14 protein-coding genes are annotated in these 19,751 nt (G+C 70.0%); 7 read left to right on the plus strand and 7 right to left on the minus strand.

Annotated elements, in window-relative coordinates:
• Nucleotides 1-2: 2 nt before the first annotated feature.
• From F573_RS0109210 to hisI, 5 genes are all read right to left on the minus strand, one after another.
• A complete protein-coding gene (locus F573_RS0109210; protein WP_019022346.1) occupies nucleotides 3-1,823 on the minus strand; it encodes a long-chain fatty acid--CoA ligase in 1,821 nt (606 codons plus the stop codon).
• A gap of 77 nt (nucleotides 1,824-1,900) precedes the next feature.
• Nucleotides 1,901-3,022, minus strand: a complete 1,122-nt coding sequence (locus F573_RS0109215; protein ID WP_019022347.1) for a nickel/cobalt transporter — start codon at nucleotides 3,020-3,022, stop codon at nucleotides 1,901-1,903.
• A gap of 42 nt (nucleotides 3,023-3,064) precedes the next feature.
• Nucleotides 3,065-3,760 carry a DUF1007 family protein gene (locus tag F573_RS0109220; RefSeq protein ID WP_019022348.1) on the minus strand — a complete coding sequence of 232 codons (696 nt, stop codon included), beginning with the start codon at nucleotides 3,758-3,760 and terminating at the stop codon, nucleotides 3,065-3,067.
• Complete coding sequence (gene cysS / locus F573_RS0109225) at nucleotides 3,735-5,150, minus strand: cysteine--tRNA ligase (protein ID WP_019022349.1); 1,416 nt, start codon at nucleotides 5,148-5,150, stop codon at nucleotides 3,735-3,737. Before cysS ends, F573_RS0109220 begins: the two co-directional genes overlap by 26 nt.
• A 23-nt stretch (nucleotides 5,151-5,173) precedes the next feature.
• Entirely contained in the window at nucleotides 5,174-5,605 is a 432-nt protein-coding gene (gene hisI, locus F573_RS0109230; RefSeq protein ID WP_019022350.1) for a phosphoribosyl-AMP cyclohydrolase, read from the minus strand.
• Between the two features lie 130 nt (nucleotides 5,606-5,735).
• Between hisI and F573_RS0109235 the strand changes: the two genes are divergently transcribed.
• Genes F573_RS0109235 through F573_RS0109245 form a run of 3 tightly spaced genes read left to right on the plus strand, consistent with a single transcriptional unit; the run spans nucleotide 5,736 to nucleotide 11,906 of the window.
• A complete protein-coding gene (locus tag F573_RS0109235; protein WP_019022351.1) occupies nucleotides 5,736-7,514 on the plus strand; it encodes an ATP-binding protein in 1,779 nt (592 codons plus the stop codon).
• Between the two features lie 8 nt (nucleotides 7,515-7,522).
• Nucleotides 7,523-8,005 (plus strand): response regulator, encoded by a 483-nt coding sequence (locus tag F573_RS0109240; RefSeq protein WP_018870558.1) that lies wholly within the window; start codon nucleotides 7,523-7,525, stop codon nucleotides 8,003-8,005.
• Nucleotides 7,986-11,906 carry an EAL domain-containing protein gene (locus F573_RS0109245; RefSeq protein ID WP_019022352.1) on the plus strand — a complete coding sequence of 1,307 codons (3,921 nt, stop codon included), beginning with the start codon at nucleotides 7,986-7,988 and terminating at the stop codon, nucleotides 11,904-11,906. Before F573_RS0109240 ends, F573_RS0109245 begins: the two co-directional genes overlap by 20 nt.
• Nucleotides 11,907-11,916: 10 nt before the next feature.
• Here F573_RS0109245 and F573_RS0109250 read toward each other — a convergent pair whose 3' ends face one another.
• Entirely contained in the window at nucleotides 11,917-12,447 is a 531-nt protein-coding gene (locus F573_RS0109250; RefSeq protein WP_018870560.1) for a hypothetical protein, read from the minus strand.
• Nucleotides 12,448-12,517: 70 nt separating this feature from the next.
• Entirely contained in the window at nucleotides 12,518-14,077 is a 1,560-nt protein-coding gene (locus F573_RS0109255; RefSeq protein WP_019022353.1) for a bifunctional aminoglycoside phosphotransferase/ATP-binding protein, read from the minus strand.
• 98 nt (nucleotides 14,078-14,175) lie between these two features.
• Between F573_RS0109255 and mrcB the strand changes: the two genes are divergently transcribed.
• The 4 genes from mrcB to tsaB are packed head-to-tail and all read left to right on the plus strand — an operon-like array spanning nucleotide 14,176 to nucleotide 19,738.
• Nucleotides 14,176-16,530 carry a penicillin-binding protein 1B gene (mrcB, locus tag F573_RS0109260; protein ID WP_019022354.1) on the plus strand — a complete coding sequence of 785 codons (2,355 nt, stop codon included), beginning with the start codon at nucleotides 14,176-14,178 and terminating at the stop codon, nucleotides 16,528-16,530.
• A 13-nt stretch (nucleotides 16,531-16,543) separates the two neighbouring features.
• Nucleotides 16,544-17,092, plus strand: a complete 549-nt coding sequence (locus tag F573_RS0109265; protein ID WP_019022355.1) for a tetratricopeptide repeat protein — start codon at nucleotides 16,544-16,546, stop codon at nucleotides 17,090-17,092.
• A complete protein-coding gene (locus F573_RS0109270; protein ID WP_019022356.1) occupies nucleotides 17,085-19,058 on the plus strand; it encodes an ATP-dependent DNA helicase in 1,974 nt (657 codons plus the stop codon). Before F573_RS0109265 ends, F573_RS0109270 begins: the two co-directional genes overlap by 8 nt.
• Nucleotides 19,049-19,738 carry a tRNA (adenosine(37)-N6)-threonylcarbamoyltransferase complex dimerization subunit type 1 TsaB gene (gene tsaB, locus F573_RS0109275; protein ID WP_019022357.1) on the plus strand — a complete coding sequence of 230 codons (690 nt, stop codon included), beginning with the start codon at nucleotides 19,049-19,051 and terminating at the stop codon, nucleotides 19,736-19,738. The genes F573_RS0109270 and tsaB overlap by 10 nt, the downstream gene beginning before the upstream one ends.
• The last annotated feature ends 13 nt before the right edge of the window (nucleotides 19,739-19,751 follow it).

The following is a 19,751-nucleotide window of genomic DNA, read 5'->3' on the forward strand; positions in this document are numbered from 1 at the left end:
CTTCAGCGGTCGCGGCCGTTGTACATGGTCGCGATCGCCTCGCGGTAGTGCTCCCGGATCACCGGCCGCTTGAGTTTCATGGTCGGGGTCATCATGCCGTTCTCCACGCTCCACGGTTCGTGGATCACGTACACGTGGCGGATGCGCGCGTAGCCGGGGAAGTCCTCCAGCTGGTGGTGAATGCGGTCGAGGATCGCGCGTTCCACCTTGCGCGGTGGTTCTCCCGCGGTCGCCGGGTCGATCCCCTGGTCGGAGGCGAAGGTCTGCCAGGCGTCCGGTTCGGGAACCATCAGGGCGGTGAGGAACGGCTGCCCGTCGCCCACCACCATGATCTGGTCGAACAGGCCGTCGAGGCCGATGGCCATCTCCATGTCCGCCGGCGGTACCTTCTCGCCGTTGGTCAGCACCAGGATGTCCTTGATCCGGCCGGTGATGAACACGTGGCCCGTGTCGTCGATGCGCGCCTGGTCGCCGCTGCGCAGCCAGCCGTCGGCGTCGATGGTCTCGCGCGTGGCCTCTTCATTTTTCCAGTAGCCCAGCATCACGCAGTTCGAGCGCGTCTGCAGCTCGTGGTTTTCACCGATGCGTACTTCGACGTCCTTCAACGGTTTGCCGATGGAGGCGGGCAGGTTGTCGTCCGGGGTGTTCACGGTGACCACCGGGCCGGCCTCGGTCATGCCGTAGCCATGCAGTACCGGCAGCCCCAGGCCAATGAACAGCTGCGCCACCGGCGGAGGCAGCGGGGCCCCGCCGCAGACCGCGAAACGCACCTGGCCGCCCAGGCGGTCGAGTACCTTGCGCGCGACCAGGCGGTCGAGCAGTGGCCACAGCAGGAAGGCGGGGGACCAGCGACCCCGGCCCTGCTGGTGTTCGAACCGGCGCCAGCCGACGGCGGCGGTCTTCTCGAACAGCCAGCGGCCGAGCGCCGACTTCTGCCGCAGCCCGGCGCGGATACGACCATGCACGCGTTCGTAGATCCGTGGCACCGAGATCAGCACCGTCGGCCGGATGGTCTGCAGGTCTTCGCCCAGGCGCTGGATCGAGCGGGCGAAGGCGACCTCGGCCCCGACCATCATGGGCATGTAGCAGCCGGCGGTGCGTTCCAGCATGTGCGACAGCGGCAGGAACGACAGGAAACGGTCGGACGGTCCGAGCGGGCCCGTGAGGGACGAGGCCCACGCGTTTTCCACGATGTTGCGGTGCGAAAGCATCACGCCCTTGGGCCGGCCGGTGGTGCCGGAGGTATAGACGATGGTCGCGAGGGCGTCGGGGTCCAGTTCCGGATAGCGGATCGCGGACGGGTCGCCGCCCTGCAGCCAGTCTTCCAGTGGCAGGACCCGCGGATCGCCCGAGGTGCCCGCGTTGTCGCTCAGGCGCACCACGCGCTTGAGCGACGGCATCTTCTCCAGATGCTCCAGCAGGCGGCGGCCATGCACCGTGTCGCCGATCAGCAGGGCGCGCGCCTGGGTCTGCCCGATGATGTAACCGACATTTTCGGGACGGTCATCGGTGTACAGCGGTACCGTGACCAGGCCCATTTCCATGGCGGAGAGGTCGGCGGCGATCCACTCGCGCGAGTTGCCGACCATGATGGCGACGCGGTCGCCCGGCCGCAGGCCCTCGGTGGCCAGCGCCGCCTGCCAGCGGTCGACCGTGCGGCCCATCTCGCCCCAGCTGCTGGAGGTCCATTCTTCGCGCTCGGGGTCGAACTGGCGGTAGGCCGGGGCATCGGGGGTCGCGGCCACGCGGGTGCGGAACAGCGCCGGCAGGGTGGGAGCGTCTTCCGGACGGATGGTCGCGGGGTGGACCCGGGCGTTGGACATGCGCGGTCTCGCTGGACTGGTCTTGCCCTGCAAAGTAGAGGACGGCGCGGGGCGGGGGCAAGCGCGGGACGGCCGCCCTACATGCCGAGCGGATGCATCGCCGGGCCCGCGGCCACGGCCCCCAGCACCAGGCTGAAGCCGAGTACCGCGATGATCGCGCCGCCGGTCAGGCCGAAGGCCGGCCCGATCCAGGTCAGGCGCGCGGCGCGGGTGCCGGTGAAACGCCGCCGGGTCCAGTCGCGCGCGTAGACCGCGAGCATGGCCAGCACGGAGACCGTGATGGCGGTACCCGCGGACATTGCGAGGACGGCCGCCACGCCGGCCCAGACCAGACCGACGGCCGCGGATACCGCCATGATCAGCACGGCGCCGGAGCAGGGGCGGATGCCCACGGCCAGCACGGTGCCCCACCAGGTGCCCTTGTGATCGGGGTCGACGTGGTGGGGTGTGCCGCAGCCGCAGTCATGTTCGTGGTCATGCCCGTGCCCGTGGTCGTGCCCGTGCCCGTGGTCATGCCCGTGCGCGGCGGACGCACGGCGCCGCCAGGCCTGCCGCAGGGCGCGCCCCATCAGCCAGACGCCCAGCAGTCCCACCAGGGCGAAGCTGGCGATCTCCAGGTGGCGGACCTGTCCCAGGGTCTCGCGTGTCAGCCAGCCGAGCAGGCCGACCAGCAGACCGACCAGCAGGATGGCCGTGACGCCCTGGGCGAGCGATGACGCCGCCGACAGCGCGATGCCGCGGCGCAGGTTCTGCGGCTGGGTCAGCAAATAGGTGGTGATCACCGCCTTGCCGTGCCCCGGTCCTGCGGCGTGGAAGACCCCATAGAGAAAGCTCACGAGGATCAGCAGGGCGCCCGCCTGTGCCGAGGGCGCGTCGCGCAGCCCGTGCAGTCCCCGGGTCAGTTCGCGGTGCAGCTGGCGCTGGGTATGCAGGACCCAGCCGACCAGCCGTTCCAGCGGTCCGGCGTCATCCCCTCCCGGGAGCCCGGCGTCGGCGCGAGCGTCCGGGGCATCGGCGGGTCCCGTCGTTTCGGCGGGCGGTGGCTGTTCCGTGGCATCGGCATCCGCGTCGGACTCCGGGCCGCCGCCAAGGGGGTGGCCGGCCAGCGCGAGCGCGGGCAGCAGGATGCCGAGCATGAGCAGCAGGACCGCTGCGGCCCGTCCCGGGCGGCGGTTGCGAGAGAGGGCGTGTCGGATCATTTCGTTATTTTATAACGTAGCAATGGCGCGAGGAACCCGACGTCATTCACATTCCAGGCGCGCAATCTCGGCAAAATGGCGTCCGAGATCTTCGATCGGGCTGCGGGATTCGCGTTCCAGGGTGGCGGCATAACGCACCAGTTGTGGATCCGGGCGTGGTTCCTCGAGTTCGACCCGGCAGCCGTCGCCGCGGTTCACCTGGATCACGTCACCGGGGTCATGGCGGATCTCGATCCAGTAGGTGGGGTCATAGACGCGGTAGGTGAAATCCTCTGCGGCGCCGATGTCGTGCCGGTCCAGCGGGATCTCGAAGCCCAGGTGCAGGCGCCGGTCCTCCAGGCGCAGCTCGGGGGATTCGGCGGGCGGGGTGTCCAGTGTTTCGCCGTCCGCCTCGAGTTTGGTGAAGTGGTCGTATTCCGCGAGGTTGTCGAGCATGCGCGGACCGACCGTTTCCAGCACCAAGTCGATGCCGGCATCGCCGTCCATGTCGCGGGTCATCTCCTCCAGCAGCATGTGGCTGTAGGTCGGGTCGATGACCCACAACTGGTGCATGGAGGCCAGTCGGCCGTCGCTGTCGAAGTCGAGGGTGACCCGCAGATCGATCCAGGCATGCGGGTGGGCGGTGGCCATCGCGGGCAGACTGGCGGCCACCGAGATCAGGAGCGCCAGCGCCAGCCGGGCGCGTGCCCGGGTGGCGCTGCGGACAGCCCGCTCAGGCGCGCTGCCAGCGGGTGCCACCCGGCGTGTCCTCCAGTTCGATGCCGCTGGCCGTCAGCTCGTCGCGGATCGCATCGGCGGTGGCGAAATCCCGCGCGCGCCGCGCCTCGGCACGCGCGGCGATGCGTTCCTCCACCCATGCGGCGAGATCGGCATCATCGGCGACGTCGCCGCGGAACCAGGCCTCCGGGTCCTGCTGCAGCAGGCCCAGGAGTTCGCCGGCGGCCAGCAGCTCGCCCTTGCGGCGGGCGCGTTCGTCCTCGCTGTTGGCGGCCTGCAGGGCATCCGCCATGCGGTGCAGGGCGGCGAGCGCCCCGGCGGTGTCGAGATCGTCCAGCAATGCGGTGAAGACCGGGGTGTCCGTCGCATCGGCGGGGGTGGCCACGACCCCGGCGTGCTCGCGCAGCAGACGGTAGAAGCCGTCCAGCGCGTTGCGGCTCTGTTCCAGGGTGTCCTCGGAAAAGTTCAGCGGCGCGCGATAATGGCGCGACAGCAGCGCCAGGCGCAGGACCTCGCCGGGCCAGACCTGCAGCAGGTCGTGCAGCAGGCGGAAGTTGCCCAGCGACTTGGACATCTTCTCGCCTTCGATGGTCACGTGTCCGTTGTGCATCCAGTAGCGCGCGTAATAGCCACCGTGTTCGTCGCAGCCTTCGGCCGCGCAGCCCTGGGCGATCTCGTTCTCGTGATGCGGGAACACCAGATCGTGGCCGCCGCCGTGGAGGTCGATGCTGCGGCCCAGATGGGTGCGGATCATCGCGGTGCACTCCAGGTGCCAGCCCGGGCGCCCGTTGCCCCAGGGGCTGTCCCAGCCGGGTTCGTCCTCGCCGGCCGGCTTCCACAGCACGAAGTCGCCGGGATGGCGCTTGTAGTCGGCGACTTCCACCCGGGCCCCGGCCTGCATCGCCTCGAGGGTACGCCCGGACAGGGCGCCGTAGGCAGGGTAAGAGGTCACGTCGAACAGTACATGGCCGTCCGTCGCGTAGGCGTGGCCGCGCGCGAGCAGATCCTCGATCAGGGCGATCATCTCGGTCACGTGATCAGTGGCCCGGGGCTCGAGGGTCGGCTCTAGGGTGCCGAGCCGGGCGATGTCCTCGTGGAAGGCCCGGGTGAAGCGTTCGGTCAGCGCGGCGATGGGTTCGTCGTTCTCGCGCGCGGCCTGGTTGATCTTGTCGTCCACGTCGGTGATGTTGCGGGCGTAGACCACGTGCTCCGGGCCGTAAAGCGCGCGCAGCACGCGGAAGAGCACGTCGAACACCACCACCGGGCGGCCGTTGCCCACGTGCACGCGGTTGTACACGGTCGGCCCGCAGACATACATCGTCACCCGCTGCGGGTCGGCGGGAACGAAGGGCTCGCGCTGCCCCCCGAGGGTGTTGTGGATGACGAGCTGCGGTGCGCTGGCGTCGGCCATGGTCGGTGTTCCTTGTCGCGGTTTCAGGAGGCGCCGTAGAGGGTTTCGGGGTCGATCTGCGGGTCGCTGGTCACGGCGACTTCGTCGCCCTCGACCTGCAGATAGAAACAGCTGCGCCGCCCGGTGTGGCAGGCGGGGCCGGTCTGATCGACCTTCGCCAGCACGGTGTCGCCGTCGCAGTCCAGATGCAGCGACCGCAGCTGCTGGACCTGGCCGGAGGACTCGCCCTTGCGCCACAGCGCCCCGCGCGAGCGCGACCAGTAGCAGACCCGTCCGGTGCGCAGGGTCTCCTCCAGGGCCTCCCGGTTCATCCAGGCCATCATCAGGACCTCCCCGCTGTCGCCCTGCTGGGCGATGGCGGGCACCAGCCCGTCGGCGTTGAAGCGGACGCGGTCGAGGACATCGGCGAGCGGCTCGTGGTGGCCGGCCGGGGCTTTTTCCAGGTTCTTGAACATGGCGGGTCGTTCAACTTGGTCCAAACGTCAAAGAATAACATTCCGCGCCACGGGGCGGCCGGGTCTTGCGTCGTGTGCCCGTCCGGCGGATTCTTGGGGGAAGGAAGCACCGCGCAAAGAGGAGGGGGGCATGACACGCGACGCGAGTCCCGGGATCCGCCGCGGTGCCGCAATCACGGCTCTGGGTATCACCCTGATCTATCTGGTGCTCGGCCTGATGTGGATCGGGTTTTCCGACCGGGCGCTGCTGGCGCTGGTGGACGACGTGGAACTGCTATCCCGGCTGCAGACCGGTAAGGGCTGGGCCTACGTGGTGGTGACCGCCGGGCTGCTGTTCGTGTTGATCCATCGCGCGCTGGCCGCCCGCGACCGGGCGGCCGCGGAGGCGGGGCGGGCCGCGCGCATCATCGATCACTCGCCGGTGCTGGCGATCGAATGGGAGGCGCGTGACGGCTGGCCGGTCACCTATGTCTCGTCCAATGCCGCGGACTGGGGGCTGGATCGCGATGCCCTGCTGGCGGGCGACCCGGATTACGCCAGCCTGATTCACCCTGACGATCTGCCGTCCATCGTCGAGGAGGTGCAAATGCACCTCGAACATGGGCCGGATCGTTACACCCAGCTCTACCGCCTGGTACTGCCCGTGCTGGGTACGGTCTGGGTGGAAGACCGGACCTGGCTCAGCCGGGATACGGCCGGCCGTGTGACGCGCATCCACGGGGTGCTGCTGGACATCACGGAACGCCGGCGGCTGGAGCTGGAGCGTCAGCGGCAGATGGAACGGCTGGAACGGGCCGAACGCGACGCGGGCCTGGGCAGCTGGGAATACGATCCGGTGAACGGGTTCTGGTGGTCGGACCAGCTTTTCCGGTTGCTGGGGCGCCCGCCCGACGGCCCCGAACCGGACGTGGCCACGCTGCTGGAGCGTGACCTCGACACCGAGTCCGCCGACGGACCACGCCTGGCTGCCACCTTGCGGGGCATGGCTGCCGGTACCCCGCCGCAAAGCCAGCACCTGCACGTACGCCGACACCCGGGGCGCGGGCCGGAGACCTGGCTGCGCTTCGGCATTCAGCGCGCGTCGTCGTTTACGGGTGACGGCCCCGGTGGCGCGTGGCGGGTGCAGGGTACGGCGCTGGACATCACCGAACTGCACCAGGCCGAGCTGGAACTGCGTGCGCTCAATGCCGATCTGGAGCGCCGGGTCGAGCGGCGCACCGCGGAACTGCAAATCGCCAACCAGGAGCTCGAATCCTTCTCCTACGCGGTTTCCCATGATCTCAAGGCGCCGCTGCGCGGGATCCAGGGCTACAGCCAGCTGCTGGAGGCGGAGCATGCCGAGCGCCTGGATGACGAGGGTCGCGAATTCCTGCGCAATATCCGCCAGGGTGTGGCGCAGATGAACGAACTGATCGGCGACCTGCTGACGTACTCGCGCATGGAGCGGCGACCGCTGGAACAGCGCCGGATCCGGCTGCGTGACCTGGTGGCGGAGACTCTGTGTGCCCTTGAGCCGGAATACCCGGCGGCGGCGACGACCGCGATCGACGTGCCGGAAGAACTGGAGGTCGAGACCGATCCCGACGGTCTGGGATTGATCCTGCGCAACCTGCTGGAGAACGCCTTCAAGTTCAGTGCCGGTCGCGACGAACCCCGGGTCCGGGTCGCCGCTCAGCGGCGGACGTCGGTGGTGCGTCTGGAGGTGGAGGACAACGGGATCGGCTTCGACGAGGCGTTCCGGGAACGCATGTTCGAGATCTTCCAGCGTCTCAACCGCGCCGAGGACTATCCCGGCACCGGCGTGGGCCTGGCCCTGGTGCGTCGCGCGGCCCGCCGGCTGGACGCCCGGATCGAGGCCGAGGGCCGCCCCGGCGAGGGCGCGACCTTTCGTGTGGAGCTGCCGCAATGAGTGCCCCAATGAGTGACCCGGGCTCGCCACCGCCCATCTGCGTAGTCGAGGACAGCCCGGTGGATCTGGATCTGCTGCGCCATGCCTTCCGTCGCCGCCGCCTGGCCAATCCGTTGACGGTGGCGCGCGACGGGGAGGAGGCCCTGGCGGGGCTGGAGCGCTGGGCGCGGGGCGAGGAACCGGTGCCTGCGGTGGTCCTGCTGGACATCCGGCTGCCACGGATCAGCGGTCTGGAGGTGCTGCGGGCACTGCGCGCGCATCCGGAGTGCGGGCACATCCCGGTGGTGATGCTGACCTCGTCGGCGGATGACGCCGACATCCGTACTGCTTATGAGTGCGGCGCGAATTCCTATATCGTGAAGCCGGTGGACTTCGACCGGTTCATGGACGTGGCCGAACAGATCGAACTCTACTGGTGCGTGTTGAACCAGCCTCCGGCCTCGGTGTTTACCTCAGGGAGGTCCCCGCCAGATGAAGATTCTGCTCGTTGAAGACAATCCGGTGGATGCCGATCTGCAGCGTCGGGCGCTGAGCCGTGACGGGGCGGAGGTCGAGATCCGCACGGCGGGGTCGATGGCCGAAGCCTGGGCGGCGCTGGAGGAGGCCCGCTTCGATTGCGTGCTGCTCGACCTGCGGCTGCCGGACGGCAACGGCATGGACCTGATCCCGCGTCTGCGCGAGGCCGGGCGCGAGGAGGCGATCATCGTGATGACCGGCCACGGCGAACAGGAAACCGTGGTGACCGCCTTCCGCGTCGGGGCCGACGACTATCTGCCGAAGAACGAGACCTACCTGGAGCACCTGCCGGCGCGTGTGCGGGACGCCCTCGGGCGTCGCCACCGGCGGCCGGAAGAGCTGGAAACGGTGCGCGTGCTCTACGCCGAGCACAACAGCTTCGATGTCAGTCTGACGCGGCGGGAATTCGCCCGCGCGGCGCCGCATCTGCAACTGGAAGTGGTCGATTCGGCCGACGAGGTCCTGGCGCGTCTGGACGGCGGGGCCGCGGCGGACGCGGGGTACCCCGATATCCTGTTGCTGGATTATCGCCTGCCGGGGATGGATGGCCTGGAGCTGGCGCGCCGCATCCGCAGCGAGCGGGGGCTGGACATCCCCGTGATCCTGGTGACCGGGCAGGGGACCGAGGAACTGGCCGCACAGGCCCTGCGCCTCGGGGTCGACGATTTTGTGCTCAAGAGCGGGGGTTACCTCAAGGGGCTGCCGGTACTGGTCGACCAGGTGGTGGCGCGCGGACGGCTGCGGCGCGAACAGGCCGCCCTGGCGGAGAGCGAACGTCGCTATCGCCAGGTCATCGACAGCGCCGGTGACATCATCTTTCAGACCGATGCGCAGGGGCGGCTCACGTTCCTCAACCCCGCCTGGACCCGCATGACCGGACGTTCGGTCGAAGAGGCCCTGGGGCATCCGCTGACGGACTTCGTCGAGGCGGGAGAGCGCGAGGCGCTGGCGGATGTGCTGCGCGGCGAGGCGACCGTGTCGACGCTCGCGGACGAAGCCGCGATCGGCATCGTGACCCGCTGGGGCGGACTGTACTGGATGGAGCTGGAGGGGCGCTGCGAAAAGGGTACCGACGGGCAGCCCACCGGGTTCTCCGGCAACCTGGTTGACGTGACCCGGCGCGTGCGCGACCAGCGACTGGCGGCTGTGCGCGCACGGGTGCTCGACCGGCTGGCCACCGGGACACGTGATCCGGGGTTTCTGTCGGACGTGATCCAGGAGCTGGAGTCGCTGCTGCCGGAGCTGTCGGCGTCCATCATGCTGCGGGACCGCGAGACCGGGATGCTCGAATGCGTGGCGGCGCCGTCCCTGCCGGGTTCGCTGCCGTGGCTGCACAGCCCGGTGCCGGCCAGTGATGGCGTGGGCTCCTGCGGCACCGCGGCTTTTCGCGGCGAAACGGTGGTGGTGCCGCAGGTGACGGGCCATCCGTACTGGGAGGGCCTGGAGGCGCCCATGGAGGCCGCGGGGCTGCAGGCCTGCTGGTCGTTCCCGTTCTTTGATGACGACGGGCACGTGCTGGGCATGCTGGCCACCTACCTGAACGAGGCGCGCGAGCCGCGCGACGAGGAACAGGGTCTGATCGACGAGTTCACGCAACTGGCCGGTCTGGCGGTGCAGAAGCTGCACGCGGCGCAGGCCCTGGACCAGCGCGAGCAGGCGCTGGAGAGCTCGGCCCGCATGACCCTGGCACTGCTGCAGGCGGAGACCCCGGACCGGGTCATGAATGCACTGCTGGGGCGGCTGGGCGAGACCCTGGCCGGGGATCGCGCCTGGGTGGTGGTCATGGCCGCCGAGGAACCGGGCCGGGAGAACCGCGAGACGCATCGTTACTACTGGTTGCGCGGCGATTCGGCCGTTCCGGTCAGGCCACCCGCCCTGCGCAACCTGACGCCCGACAGCCTGCATGCGCGCTGGACCGAACGCCTGCGGGCCGGCGAGGCGGTCGCCGGAACCCGGGCGGAGTTCCCCGAGGAGGAACAGGCACTGCTGCAGCAGCAGGGGCTGCAGTCCCTGCTGCTGGCACCGGTGTTCCTGGAGGGCGAATATCGCGGGTTCGTCGCGGTGGATGCGCTGGTGCGGGCGCGCAAATGGAGTGCGACCGACGTGAGCGTGGCGCGCATCTTTGCCAGCAGCCTGGGGGCCGCGCTGGCGCGGCGCGAGACCGTGGTCGGCCTGCGCCGGCTGGAAGCGGTGTTCCGCAGTACCCGCGACGGCGTGGTCATCACCGACCTGTCATCGCGCATCATCGCGGTCAATCCGGCGTTCACCGAGATCACCGGATACGCGGAATCCGAGGTGCTGGGGAAGAATCCGCGCATCCTCCAGTCGGGGTATCACGATGCCGAGTTCTATCGTGCCATGTGGCAGGAGCTGGAGCGCACCGGTTACTGGGCCGGCGAGCTGTGGAATCGCCGTCGCGACGGCACCGTGTACCCCGAATGGCTGAGCCTGTCGGTGGTGGTGGACGAGAGCGGGCAGCCAATCCATTACGCCGGCACCATCACCGACATGACCGAAATCAAGCGCTCGGAGAGCGAGCTCAACTATCTGGCCGAGCATGACCCGCTGACCGACCTGCCCAACCGGACGCGGCTGCATGCGCTGCTGTCGCGCGCGGTGGACGAGGCGCGCTCGGAGGGTCACCCGCTGGGCGTGCTGAGCCTCGACCTGGACCGGTTCAAGGACGTGAACGACAGCCTGGGGCATCCGGCCGGCGACGAGGCCCTGGTCGAGGTCGCCCGGCGCCTGGGCGACACGGTGCGCCCGCCGGACATCCTCGGCCGGCTGGGTGGCGACGAATTCATGGTGGTCAGTCAGCGGGCCGCCGACCACGAATCGCTGAGCGAGGTGGCGCGCGAGCTGCAGGCCGCGCTGGATACCCCGGTCCTGCTGGACAGCGGGCACAGCGTGCATCTCAATGCCTCGATCGGCATCGCCCGCTTTCCTGATGACGGCGATACCGCGACCACACTGATCCAGCATGCCGACGCGGCCATGTTCCATTCCAAGGAAAACGGGCGCGAGGTCTGGAGTTTCTACGAGGCGGAGCTGACCCGGGCGGCCAGCGAACGGCTGGAGCTGGAAGGTCGCCTGCGCGAGGCCCTGGCGAGCGGAACCGGCGAGCTGCACGTGCATTTCCAGCCGCAGGTGCGCCTGAGCGATGGCGTACCCGCGGGCGTGGAGTGTCTGGCGCGCTGGGAGACCCCGCAGGGCGAGAGCATTACGCCGGACCGGTTCATTCCGGTCGCCGAGGCAACCGGCCTGATCGTCCCGCTGGGCGAACAGGTGCTGCGCGAGGCCTGCCGGCATGGTGTGCGCCTGCTGCGCGAGGTACGCAGCGACCTGGTGGTGGCGGTCAATCTGTCGCCGGTGCAGCTGCGCAGTGCCGGACTCGTGCGCCGGGTCGGCGAGATCCTGGCCGAGACGGGGTTCCCGGCGGAACAGCTGGAACTGGAGGTAACCGAGACCGCCATCATGAGTCAGGGCGATCAGGCCGTGTCCCGGCTCAATGCATTGAAATCGCTGGGTGTGCGTCTGGCGATCGATGATTTCGGCACCGGTTATTCGTCACTGGCGGCCCTGCAGGACTTCCCGCTGGACGTGCTCAAGATTGACCGGAGTTTCGTCGATCAGGTGGACCGCGAGGGCCGGGGGCGCTGGATTGCCGCGACCATCATCGCGATGGCGCGCAATCTGCATCTGGAGGTGATCGCCGAGGGCGTCGAGACGGCTGCCCAGGCGGCGTGGCTGAATGCCCACGGCTGCGATATCGGCCAGGGGTTCCTGTACAGCCCGGGGCTGCCCGCGGACCGGGCCGAGGCCTGGCTGCAGGCGCCCGGCCGGGTGGCGGCACTGGCCTCCGTCCGGCCGGGCTGATCCGACCGTCTCAGAACATCAGGGCTTCGGTGACGATCCGGTCCACCAGTTCGTTGACGTCACCGAGGGACTCCTGCGAGGCCTCGTCGCCGATCTGCGGCACGCGCTGATAGCTCATGTAGATCGTGCCCGGCTCCGCGGCCAGCTCGTAGATGGCGATGACGTAGGGGCAGAAGGTGATGTTGTGCGGGTCGGCTTCCATGGTCGCCCGCGAATAGGTGGCCGAGCAGAAGTCCACCGAGCGGCCGTTCAGGTAGATGCCCTCGCCGGATTCCTGGCCCGCGGTGCGGTCCAGCATGTCGGCGATGTGGCCGACGTTGTTGATCACCAGCCCCTCCGTTTCGATGGCGAACTCGACCATCTCGAAGTAGTGGTCGAAGTCCCCTTCGACGCTGTAGATCACGCGCTCGTCGCTCTCCTCGACGACCTCATAGGCCAGCGCGGGCAGGGGGAAGGCCAGCGCAGCCGTCAGGGCCAGCGCGGGCAATCCGGCGGTGATACGGCGGGCGGCCTGGCGGGTCTTGTTGCGGAATCCGGACATGGGGTGACTCCTGTGTGGCTCGCGGACAACCGATGGTATCTCTATTCTACGTCAAATGAACTGACCGCCGTCACGCCGGGCGTTCCAGCCGCTGTGCCAGAAGCTCGACTTCCAGGGGCTGTCCGGGGCCCGCTTCCACGGCATGTTCGTCGGCGCCGGGCCATTCCTGGCGCGGGCGCTGCTGCTGCATGACCTCCACGTCGGCATCCGACGCATCCCGGCCCTGCGCGGCGCGGGCCTCCAGGCGTTCGCGTAGCAGGTCCTCGTCGGCGTGGCAGGCGACGACCGCGAAGCCGGCCTCCATGCGCGCGGCAAGATCGCGGAACGGCTCCCGCTGCCCACGTTCGAGAAAGGTCGCGTCGACGATGACGGTATGCCCCAGCTCCAGCAGTTCCCCGGCGCGTTCCAGCAGGTGGTCGTAGATCCGCGTGCGGGCCTCTTCGCTGTAGGAAACGGTATCGGCCATGCGCTTGCGTTCGACGTCGCTGCGCAGGCGTACCGCGCCCAGGGCCTGGAGGATGCGGGTGCTGATCACGGTCTTGCCCGACCCGGACACCCCGTGCATCAGGATCAGGCGGGGCCGCCGCGGTTCGGTCAGGCGTTCGGCCAGCGCGAGGTAGCGCCCCATCTCGGCCTGGTGGGCGGCCTTCTCGTCCGAGGGCAGGCTGGGCTCGGCGGCATGGATGCCCTGGACCTTGGCCCGCACCAGCGCCCGATAGACCTGGTACAGCGGCAGCAGGGCCAGGCCGTCGAAATCCTCGCGTTCTTCCAGCCAGGCGTTCAGCAGCCGCCAGGCATGCGCCGGGTGCTCGCGGGCCAGCAGGTCCATGGTGGTGAAGGCGATTTCGGAGATGACATCGATCCAGCGCAGCTCCGGGTCGAACTCGATCGCATCGAAGGCCACCGGGCGCTCGCCGCCGGCATCGTCCCCGGCTTTGATGTAGACCATGTTGCCCAGATGCAGATCGCCGTGGCAGTGACGGACGTAGCCGCCGTCGTGGCGCGCCTGCATCAGCGGGCGCAGGCGGTCCAGTTCCTTCTCGGTCCAGGTCTGCAGGCGCTGCAGCCGCTCGCGTTCGCTGGGTTGCCGGGCGGATTCGAACAGGCCGGGGAAGTTTTCGCGCATCGGCGCGGCCTCGGCCTCCGGGGTGCCGTGGGCGGAATCCGGACCGGTGCGTTCGACGCTCTCGTGGAAGCGGGCGATGTAGCGGCCCAGCTCGTCCATCGCCTCGGGCGGCAGGGCGCCGCGCTCCAGCAGCCGGTCGAGCTGGCGTTCGCGGTCGAAGCGGCGCATGCGTACCGCGTATTCCAGTACTTCGCCGGGGCCGTTGATCACCGGGTGTTCGGGATCGCCGTTGATGCTGACGACCTCGTGGTAGATCTCCGGCGCCAGCCGGCGGTTGATCTCGAGCTCCGTCTCGCAGAAATGGCGGCGCGCCTGCAGGGTGGAAAAGTCGAGGAAGCCCAGGTCCAGCGGTTTCTTGAATTTCCACGCCCAGTCCCCGGCCAGGATCACCGTGGAGATGTGCGTTTCGATGCGCCGGATCCGTTCGGCCGGACCGCCATCGGGGAACGCCCCGCTCTCGATCAGCCGGGTGAGAATGCGGTGCTGCTCGTCCAGCGCGGTCATGCGGCCTCCATCAATGTTGCCCCGGGTCAGGTTATCATTGTGCGAGTTGCGGGCGAGATGCCCGTGTTCCCCCGTTCCTGTTGCAGACCGCGAGAGCCATGCCGCGTTCCTCCCGCTCCCGATCTTCGCGCAAGCGCCGCCCCGCCGGCGGCTGGCTGCGCCGCGTGCTGCGTGCCGGCACCTGGACCCTGCTCGGTCTTCTGCTGGCCGGTGCCGGCGTGGGCGTGCTGTATGTGCAGAACCTGGATCGCGAGATTCGCGCGCAGTTCGAAGGTCAGCGCTGGGCCCTGCCGGCGCGGGTGTATGCGCGACCGCTGGAGCTGTATCCCGGTCGGCGCCTGGACCGCGAGCGCCTGGTGACGGAGCTGGAGGCGCTGAATTACCAGCGCAGCGGCCAGGGCACCCGGGCCGGGGAATACGCCGTCAACGACGGCACCGTGGCCCTGACCACGCGCCCGTTCACCTTTGGCGACGGGCCCGAGCCGGCGCGTTCCGTGCGGGTGCAGATGGATCGTGGCCATGTGCGCTCGATCACCGATCGCGACACGGGCGAGGCGGTCGACCTGATGCGGGTGGAGCCGCTGCTGATCGGCAGCATCTACCCGACGCACGGTGAAGACCGCGTGGTGGTGGATCTCGACGAGGTCCCGCCGGCGCTGATCGGTGCCCTGATCGCGATCGAGGACCGGCGTTTCATGTCGCATCGCGGGGTGGACCCGGCCGGCATCGCCCGGGCGGCCTGGGCCAACCTGCGCGCCGGCCGCACGGTTCAGGGAGGCAGCACGCTGACCCAGCAGCTGGTCAAGAACTTCTACCTCACCCGCGAACAGACCCTGTCCCGCAAGCTGAACGAGGCGGTGATGGCCCTGATCCTGGAGCATCGCTACTCCAAGGAAGCCATCCTCGAGGCCTATGTCAACGAAGTGTTTCTCGGGCAGGCCGGCGAACGTGCCATCCATGGTTTCGGGCAGGCGGCCCGGTTCTATTACCAGCGCCCGCTGAACGAGCTGCGCCTGGACCAGCTCGCCCTGCTGGTGGGGCTGGCGCGCGGGGCCAGCTACTACGACCCTCGCCGCCATCCGGAGCGGGCCCGGGCGCGGCGCGACCGCGTGCTGAACGCGATGCACGAGACGGGCCTGGCGGACGCGGACACCGTGGCGACGGCCCGTGGCATGCCACTGGATGTCTCGCCGGCGATGCCCGGCGGCAGTCGCTTCCCCGCATTCCTCGATCTGGTGCGCCGGGAGCTGCGCGCCGAATACGCCGACGAGGACCTGCGCTCCGACGGGCTGCGGATCTTTACCTCGCTGGACCCGGTGATTCAGCTGGCGGTGGAGGAGGGCGTGCGCGAAGAGGTGGCGGCGGTGGCCCCGCGGGCCGGCGAACATGCGGAGGATCTGCAGGCCGCCGCGGTGGTGACCGATGCGCGCTCCGGCGAGGTGCTGGCACTGGTCGGGGACCGCAACCCGGCGTATCCGGGTTTCAACCGGGCGGTGGAGGCGCGCCGCCAGATCGGTTCGCTGGTCAAGCCGTTCGTCTACCTCGCGGCGCTGACCAATCCCCGGCGCTACACCCTGGCGAGCCTGCTGGAGGACCGGCCGGTGACCCTGCAGCTGGCGCACGGGGAACCCTGGACCCCGCGCAATTTCGACCGTGAACATCGGGGCGAGGTCACGGCCTGGGAGGCGCTGGTCCAGTCCTACAACGTGCCCACGGTGCGCCTGGCCGATCGTATGGGAGTCTCCCAGCTGGTGGAGATCCTGCAGACCTTCGGGCTGCAGGCTACCCCGGCTCCCAACCCCTCGCTGGCGCTGGGCGCACTGGAGCTGTCCCCGCTGCAGGTGGCGGGGCTTTATCAGGGGCTGGCCAGCGGCGGTTATGCCACGGGCACGCGCGCGATCCGCGACGTCCTGGATGCCGACGACGAGGTCCTGTCGCACTACGGGCTGGAACTGCGCGGCGCGGTGCCGGACGGCGCCGTGCGTCTGCTCGGCGAGGCCCTGCATGACGTGACGGTGGACGGCACCGGTCGCGTGATTGGTCAGCGCCTGCCGCAGCGCCGCCTGGCGGGCAAGACCGGGACCACCAACGATTTTCGTGATGCCTGGTTCGCCGGGTACGACGATCGCCACGTGGGCGTGGTCTGGCTGGGCATGGACGACAATCGGGCGACCGGACTGACCGGTGGTTCCGGGGCGGCGCCGGTCTGGGCCGGCATCATGGGGGAGCTGCCGGGTGGATCGGTCGAGGACGGTCGGCATCCTTCCATCGAATATCACGAGATCGACCTGGAGTCCGGGGCACGGATCGTGGACGAGGATCACGCCTGCGAACGCGTCAGGCGCCTGCCGTTCTGGCAGAATTCGGCCCCCGAGGCGTTGGCCGAGTGCGAAGGCGAGGCGGACGGCGACGCCGGCGGCTGGTTCGGCCGCATGTTCCGCAACCAGGATTGAGCGGGTATATCCGATGATGATCAAACAGCGACAAGGCGAACTTTCCGTGCAAAGCACCCCGCGCGCGCTGCGGCTGCTGGCCGGTTGTGCCGTGCTCGCGATCCTGGCCGGCTGTGCGACCCCGGAGCCGCGGCCCGCGCCGGAGGAACCCGCGACCGATGTGCCCGAACCCGAGGTCCTGGAGGTCGAGCCCGGGGCGGCCGAGGATCCGGAGCTGGCGGCCGGGGTGGACAGCGCCGCATCGGGGCTGGCGCAGCGCGCCGAGCAGGCGCGCGCGGATGCCGATCTGGCACGCGCCGGCCAGTTGCTGGAGCGGGCACTGCGCATCGCGCCGCGGGATGCCCGGCTGTGGCAGCGCCTGGCCGCGGTGCGGCTGGAACAGCGTGACTTTGATCAGGCCGAGCGGCTGGCGCAGCGTTCGCTGGGCATGGCCGCCGGCGACCGCGCCCTGCAGCGGGAGAACTGGACCGTGATCCTGCAGGCGCGCGAGGGCCGGGGCGATACGCAGGGCGCGCGCGAGGCGCGCGAGGCCCTGCGCGCGCTCGGAGGCGAACGTGTCTGAATCCGCGGAGTCGCCGGCCGTGCGAGCCCTGAGCCCGGGCGGTGACATTGCCGAGGCGGTCCCCGGGTTCCGGCCGCGCGAACCCCAGCAGGCGATGGCCGCGGCGGTGGAGGAAGGCGTGGCCACCGCGCCATCGGCCCTGCTGGTGGAGGCCGCCACCGGGGTCGGCAAGACCTATGCCTATCTGGTCCCGGTCCTGCAGCGGCGCAAGCGGGCGCTGATCTCCACCGGCACCAAGACCCTGCAGGACCAGCTCTACCATCGGGACCTCCCGGTGGTCTGCGGCGCGCTGGGCTATCAGCCGAAGACCGCGCTGCTCAAGGGGCGCTCGAACTACCTGTGCCACTACCGGCTGGAGGTCGCCGAGGCCGAGGCGTCCGGGGCCACCGGCGCCGGCGCGCGGGCCGAGCGCCTGCATACCCTGCAGGAGCTGCAGGCCATGGCGCGTACCGACGACAGCGGGGATCTCAGCCAGTCCGGCCTGCTGGCCGAGGACTCGCCGCTGTGGCCGCAGGTGACCTCGACCGTGGACAACTGCCTGGGCAACGAATGCCCGCATCTGGATGACTGCTTCGTGGTGCGTGCGCGGCGCCGCGCGCAGGAGGCGGATGTCATCGTGGTCAACCACCACCTGCTGCTGGCGGACATGGCGCTGAAGGAAGAGGGCTTCGCCGAGCTGCTGCCGGAGGTCGACGCGGTCATTGTCGACGAGGCGCATCAGCTGCCGGAGATCGCCGGGGCGTTCTTCGGCGTGGCCCTCAGCACCCGGGCCCTGCGCGAACTGGCGCGCGACACGCGCCGCGAGCAGGAGCAGCATGCCCCGGAGATGACCGACATGCGCCAGCGCGTGGCCGAGGTGGAGGCCGCGGCGGGCGGGCTGCTCGAGGTGACCGAGGGGCACGAAGGGCGCGCCAGTCTGGAGGATGCCGACCCCGAGGGCGCGCTGGGCCCGAAGCTGGACGCCCTGGACGACGCGCTGCGCTGGCTGCACGACGCCCTCCAGGTCGCGGCGCCGCGGGCGCCCGGACTGGAACAGCTGCGCGCGCGCTGCGAGCTGCTGCGCGAGCGGCTGTCGGCGTGGCGCGAGGATACCGAAGACACCGTCGCCTGGCTGGAGCGCTTTCGCCAGAGCCTGACCCTGCACCGCACCCCGCTGGATGCCGCACGCCCGCTGGCGCAGCGGCGCGCGGCGCGCCCGGCGGCCTGGATCTTTACCTCGGCGACCCTGGCGGTGGGCGAGGACTTCACCCACGCGGCGCGCCGCCTGGGGCTGCCCGGAGACGTCGCCACCGCGCGTCTGGACAGCCCGTTCGACTTCGCGCGTCAGGCCTGCCTGCTGCGCCCGGATCCGCCGCTGCCGGACCCCAACGCGCCGGATTACACCCGTGCCTGCCTGCGCTGGGCCTGGCCGCTGTTGAAGGACGGACCGGGTGGCGGATTTTTCCTGTTCACCAGCCATCGCGCGCTGCAGGAGGCCGCGACCCTGCTGCGCGAGCATCTGCCGGAGGACCGCGAACTGCTGGTGCAGGGGGAGCAGTCGCGTGGCGAGCTGCTGGAGCGTTTCCGCGCCGCCGAACGGCCCTGGCTGCTGGGCGCGCACAGTTTCTGGGAAGGTGTCGACATCCGCGGGACCGGGCTGTCGGTGGTGGTGATCGACCGCCTGCCGTTCGCCGCGCCCAACGATCCCGTGCTGCAGGCCCGCGCCGCAGCGCTGGAAGCCGAGGGTCGGCACCCGTTCATGGAGTTCAGTCTGCCGCAGGCGGTGCTGGCGCTGAAGCAGGGCGCCGGGCGCCTGATCCGCGACGGCTCGGACACCGGCATCCTCGCGCTGTGCGATCCGCGCATCGACGGCAAGCCCTACGGCAAGCGCTTTCTCAACAGCCTGCCGCCATTCCACGAGGCGACCCGCCCGCGGGCGGCGCTGGACTTTCTGCAACAGGCCCGGGAGCGCCACGCATGCGCCTGATCGCCATCGACACCGCCACCGAACGCTGTTCCGCCGCCCTGTGGGTGGACGGCGAACTGTACTCGCTGTCGGAGCGGGCACCGCAGCGTCACGGTGACCTGATCCTGGGGCAGGTCGAGACCCTGCTGGCGGAGGCCGGGATCGACCGCCATTCGCTGGATGCGGTGGCGGTGGGACGCGGTCCGGGGGCCTTCACCGGGGTGCGGCTGGGGCTGGGCGTGGCGCAGGGACTGGCGTTCGCGCTGGATTGCCCGGTGGTCCCGGTATCCTCGCTGCAGGTGCTGGCCCAGCAGGGCCTGCGGCTGGCGCCGGAGCCGGCCCCGGCGGCGGTGCTGGCCGCGCTGGACGCGCGCATGGGCGAGGTCTACTGGAGCCTGTGCCCGGTGGCGGGGGAGCGGGTCCTGCCGGCGCCGGAGGCCGTGGCGCCGCCGGAGGCGGTGGTGCCGCAGTGGCCGGCGGGCGAACGTCTGGGGCTGGGGACCGGCTTTCGTGCCTTCCCCGAACTCGCCGGGCAATGCGGGCTGGCCGACGAACGGGTGGATCCCGATGCCCTGCCGGACGCCTTTGACCTGGCCCTGCTGGCGGTGGACGCGCGGGAACGCGGCGAGGCGGTGGATCCGGCGGATGCGCAGCCGGTCTATCTGCGTGACGACGTGGCACGTCCGGCGGCGACCCCGTGAGCGCGCCCGGGAA

The sequence above is a fragment of the Thioalkalivibrio sp. ALE23 genome (genome assembly GCF_000378545.1).
Lineage (GTDB): Bacteria > Pseudomonadota > Gammaproteobacteria > Ectothiorhodospirales > Ectothiorhodospiraceae > Thioalkalivibrio.

Coding starts and splice junctions, on each gene's coding strand:
- hisI (WP_019022350.1), bottom strand. CDS start 5,605: ATGTTCAAGAACCTGGAAAAAGCCCCGGCCGGCCACCACGAGCCGCTC.
- mrcB (WP_019022354.1), top strand. CDS start 14,176: ATGCCGCGTTCCTCCCGCTCCCGATCTTCGCGCAAGCGCCGCCCCGCC.
- F573_RS0109215 (WP_019022347.1), bottom strand. CDS start 3,022: ATGATCCGACACGCCCTCTCTCGCAACCGCCGCCCGGGACGGGCCGCA.
- F573_RS0109240 (WP_018870558.1), top strand. CDS start 7,523: ATGAGTGACCCGGGCTCGCCACCGCCCATCTGCGTAGTCGAGGACAGC.
- F573_RS0109250 (WP_018870560.1), bottom strand. CDS start 12,447: ATGTCCGGATTCCGCAACAAGACCCGCCAGGCCGCCCGCCGTATCACC.
- tsaB (WP_019022357.1), top strand. CDS start 19,049: ATGCGCCTGATCGCCATCGACACCGCCACCGAACGCTGTTCCGCCGCC.
- F573_RS0109235 (WP_019022351.1), top strand. CDS start 5,736: ATGACACGCGACGCGAGTCCCGGGATCCGCCGCGGTGCCGCAATCACG.
- cysS (WP_019022349.1), bottom strand. CDS start 5,150: ATGGCCGACGCCAGCGCACCGCAGCTCGTCATCCACAACACCCTCGGG.
- F573_RS0109255 (WP_019022353.1), bottom strand. CDS start 14,077: ATGACCGCGCTGGACGAGCAGCACCGCATTCTCACCCGGCTGATCGAG.
- F573_RS0109265 (WP_019022355.1), top strand. CDS start 16,544: ATGATGATCAAACAGCGACAAGGCGAACTTTCCGTGCAAAGCACCCCG.
- F573_RS0109245 (WP_019022352.1), top strand. CDS start 7,986: ATGAAGATTCTGCTCGTTGAAGACAATCCGGTGGATGCCGATCTGCAG.
- F573_RS0109210 (WP_019022346.1), bottom strand. CDS start 1,823: ATGTCCAACGCCCGGGTCCACCCCGCGACCATCCGTCCGGAAGACGCT.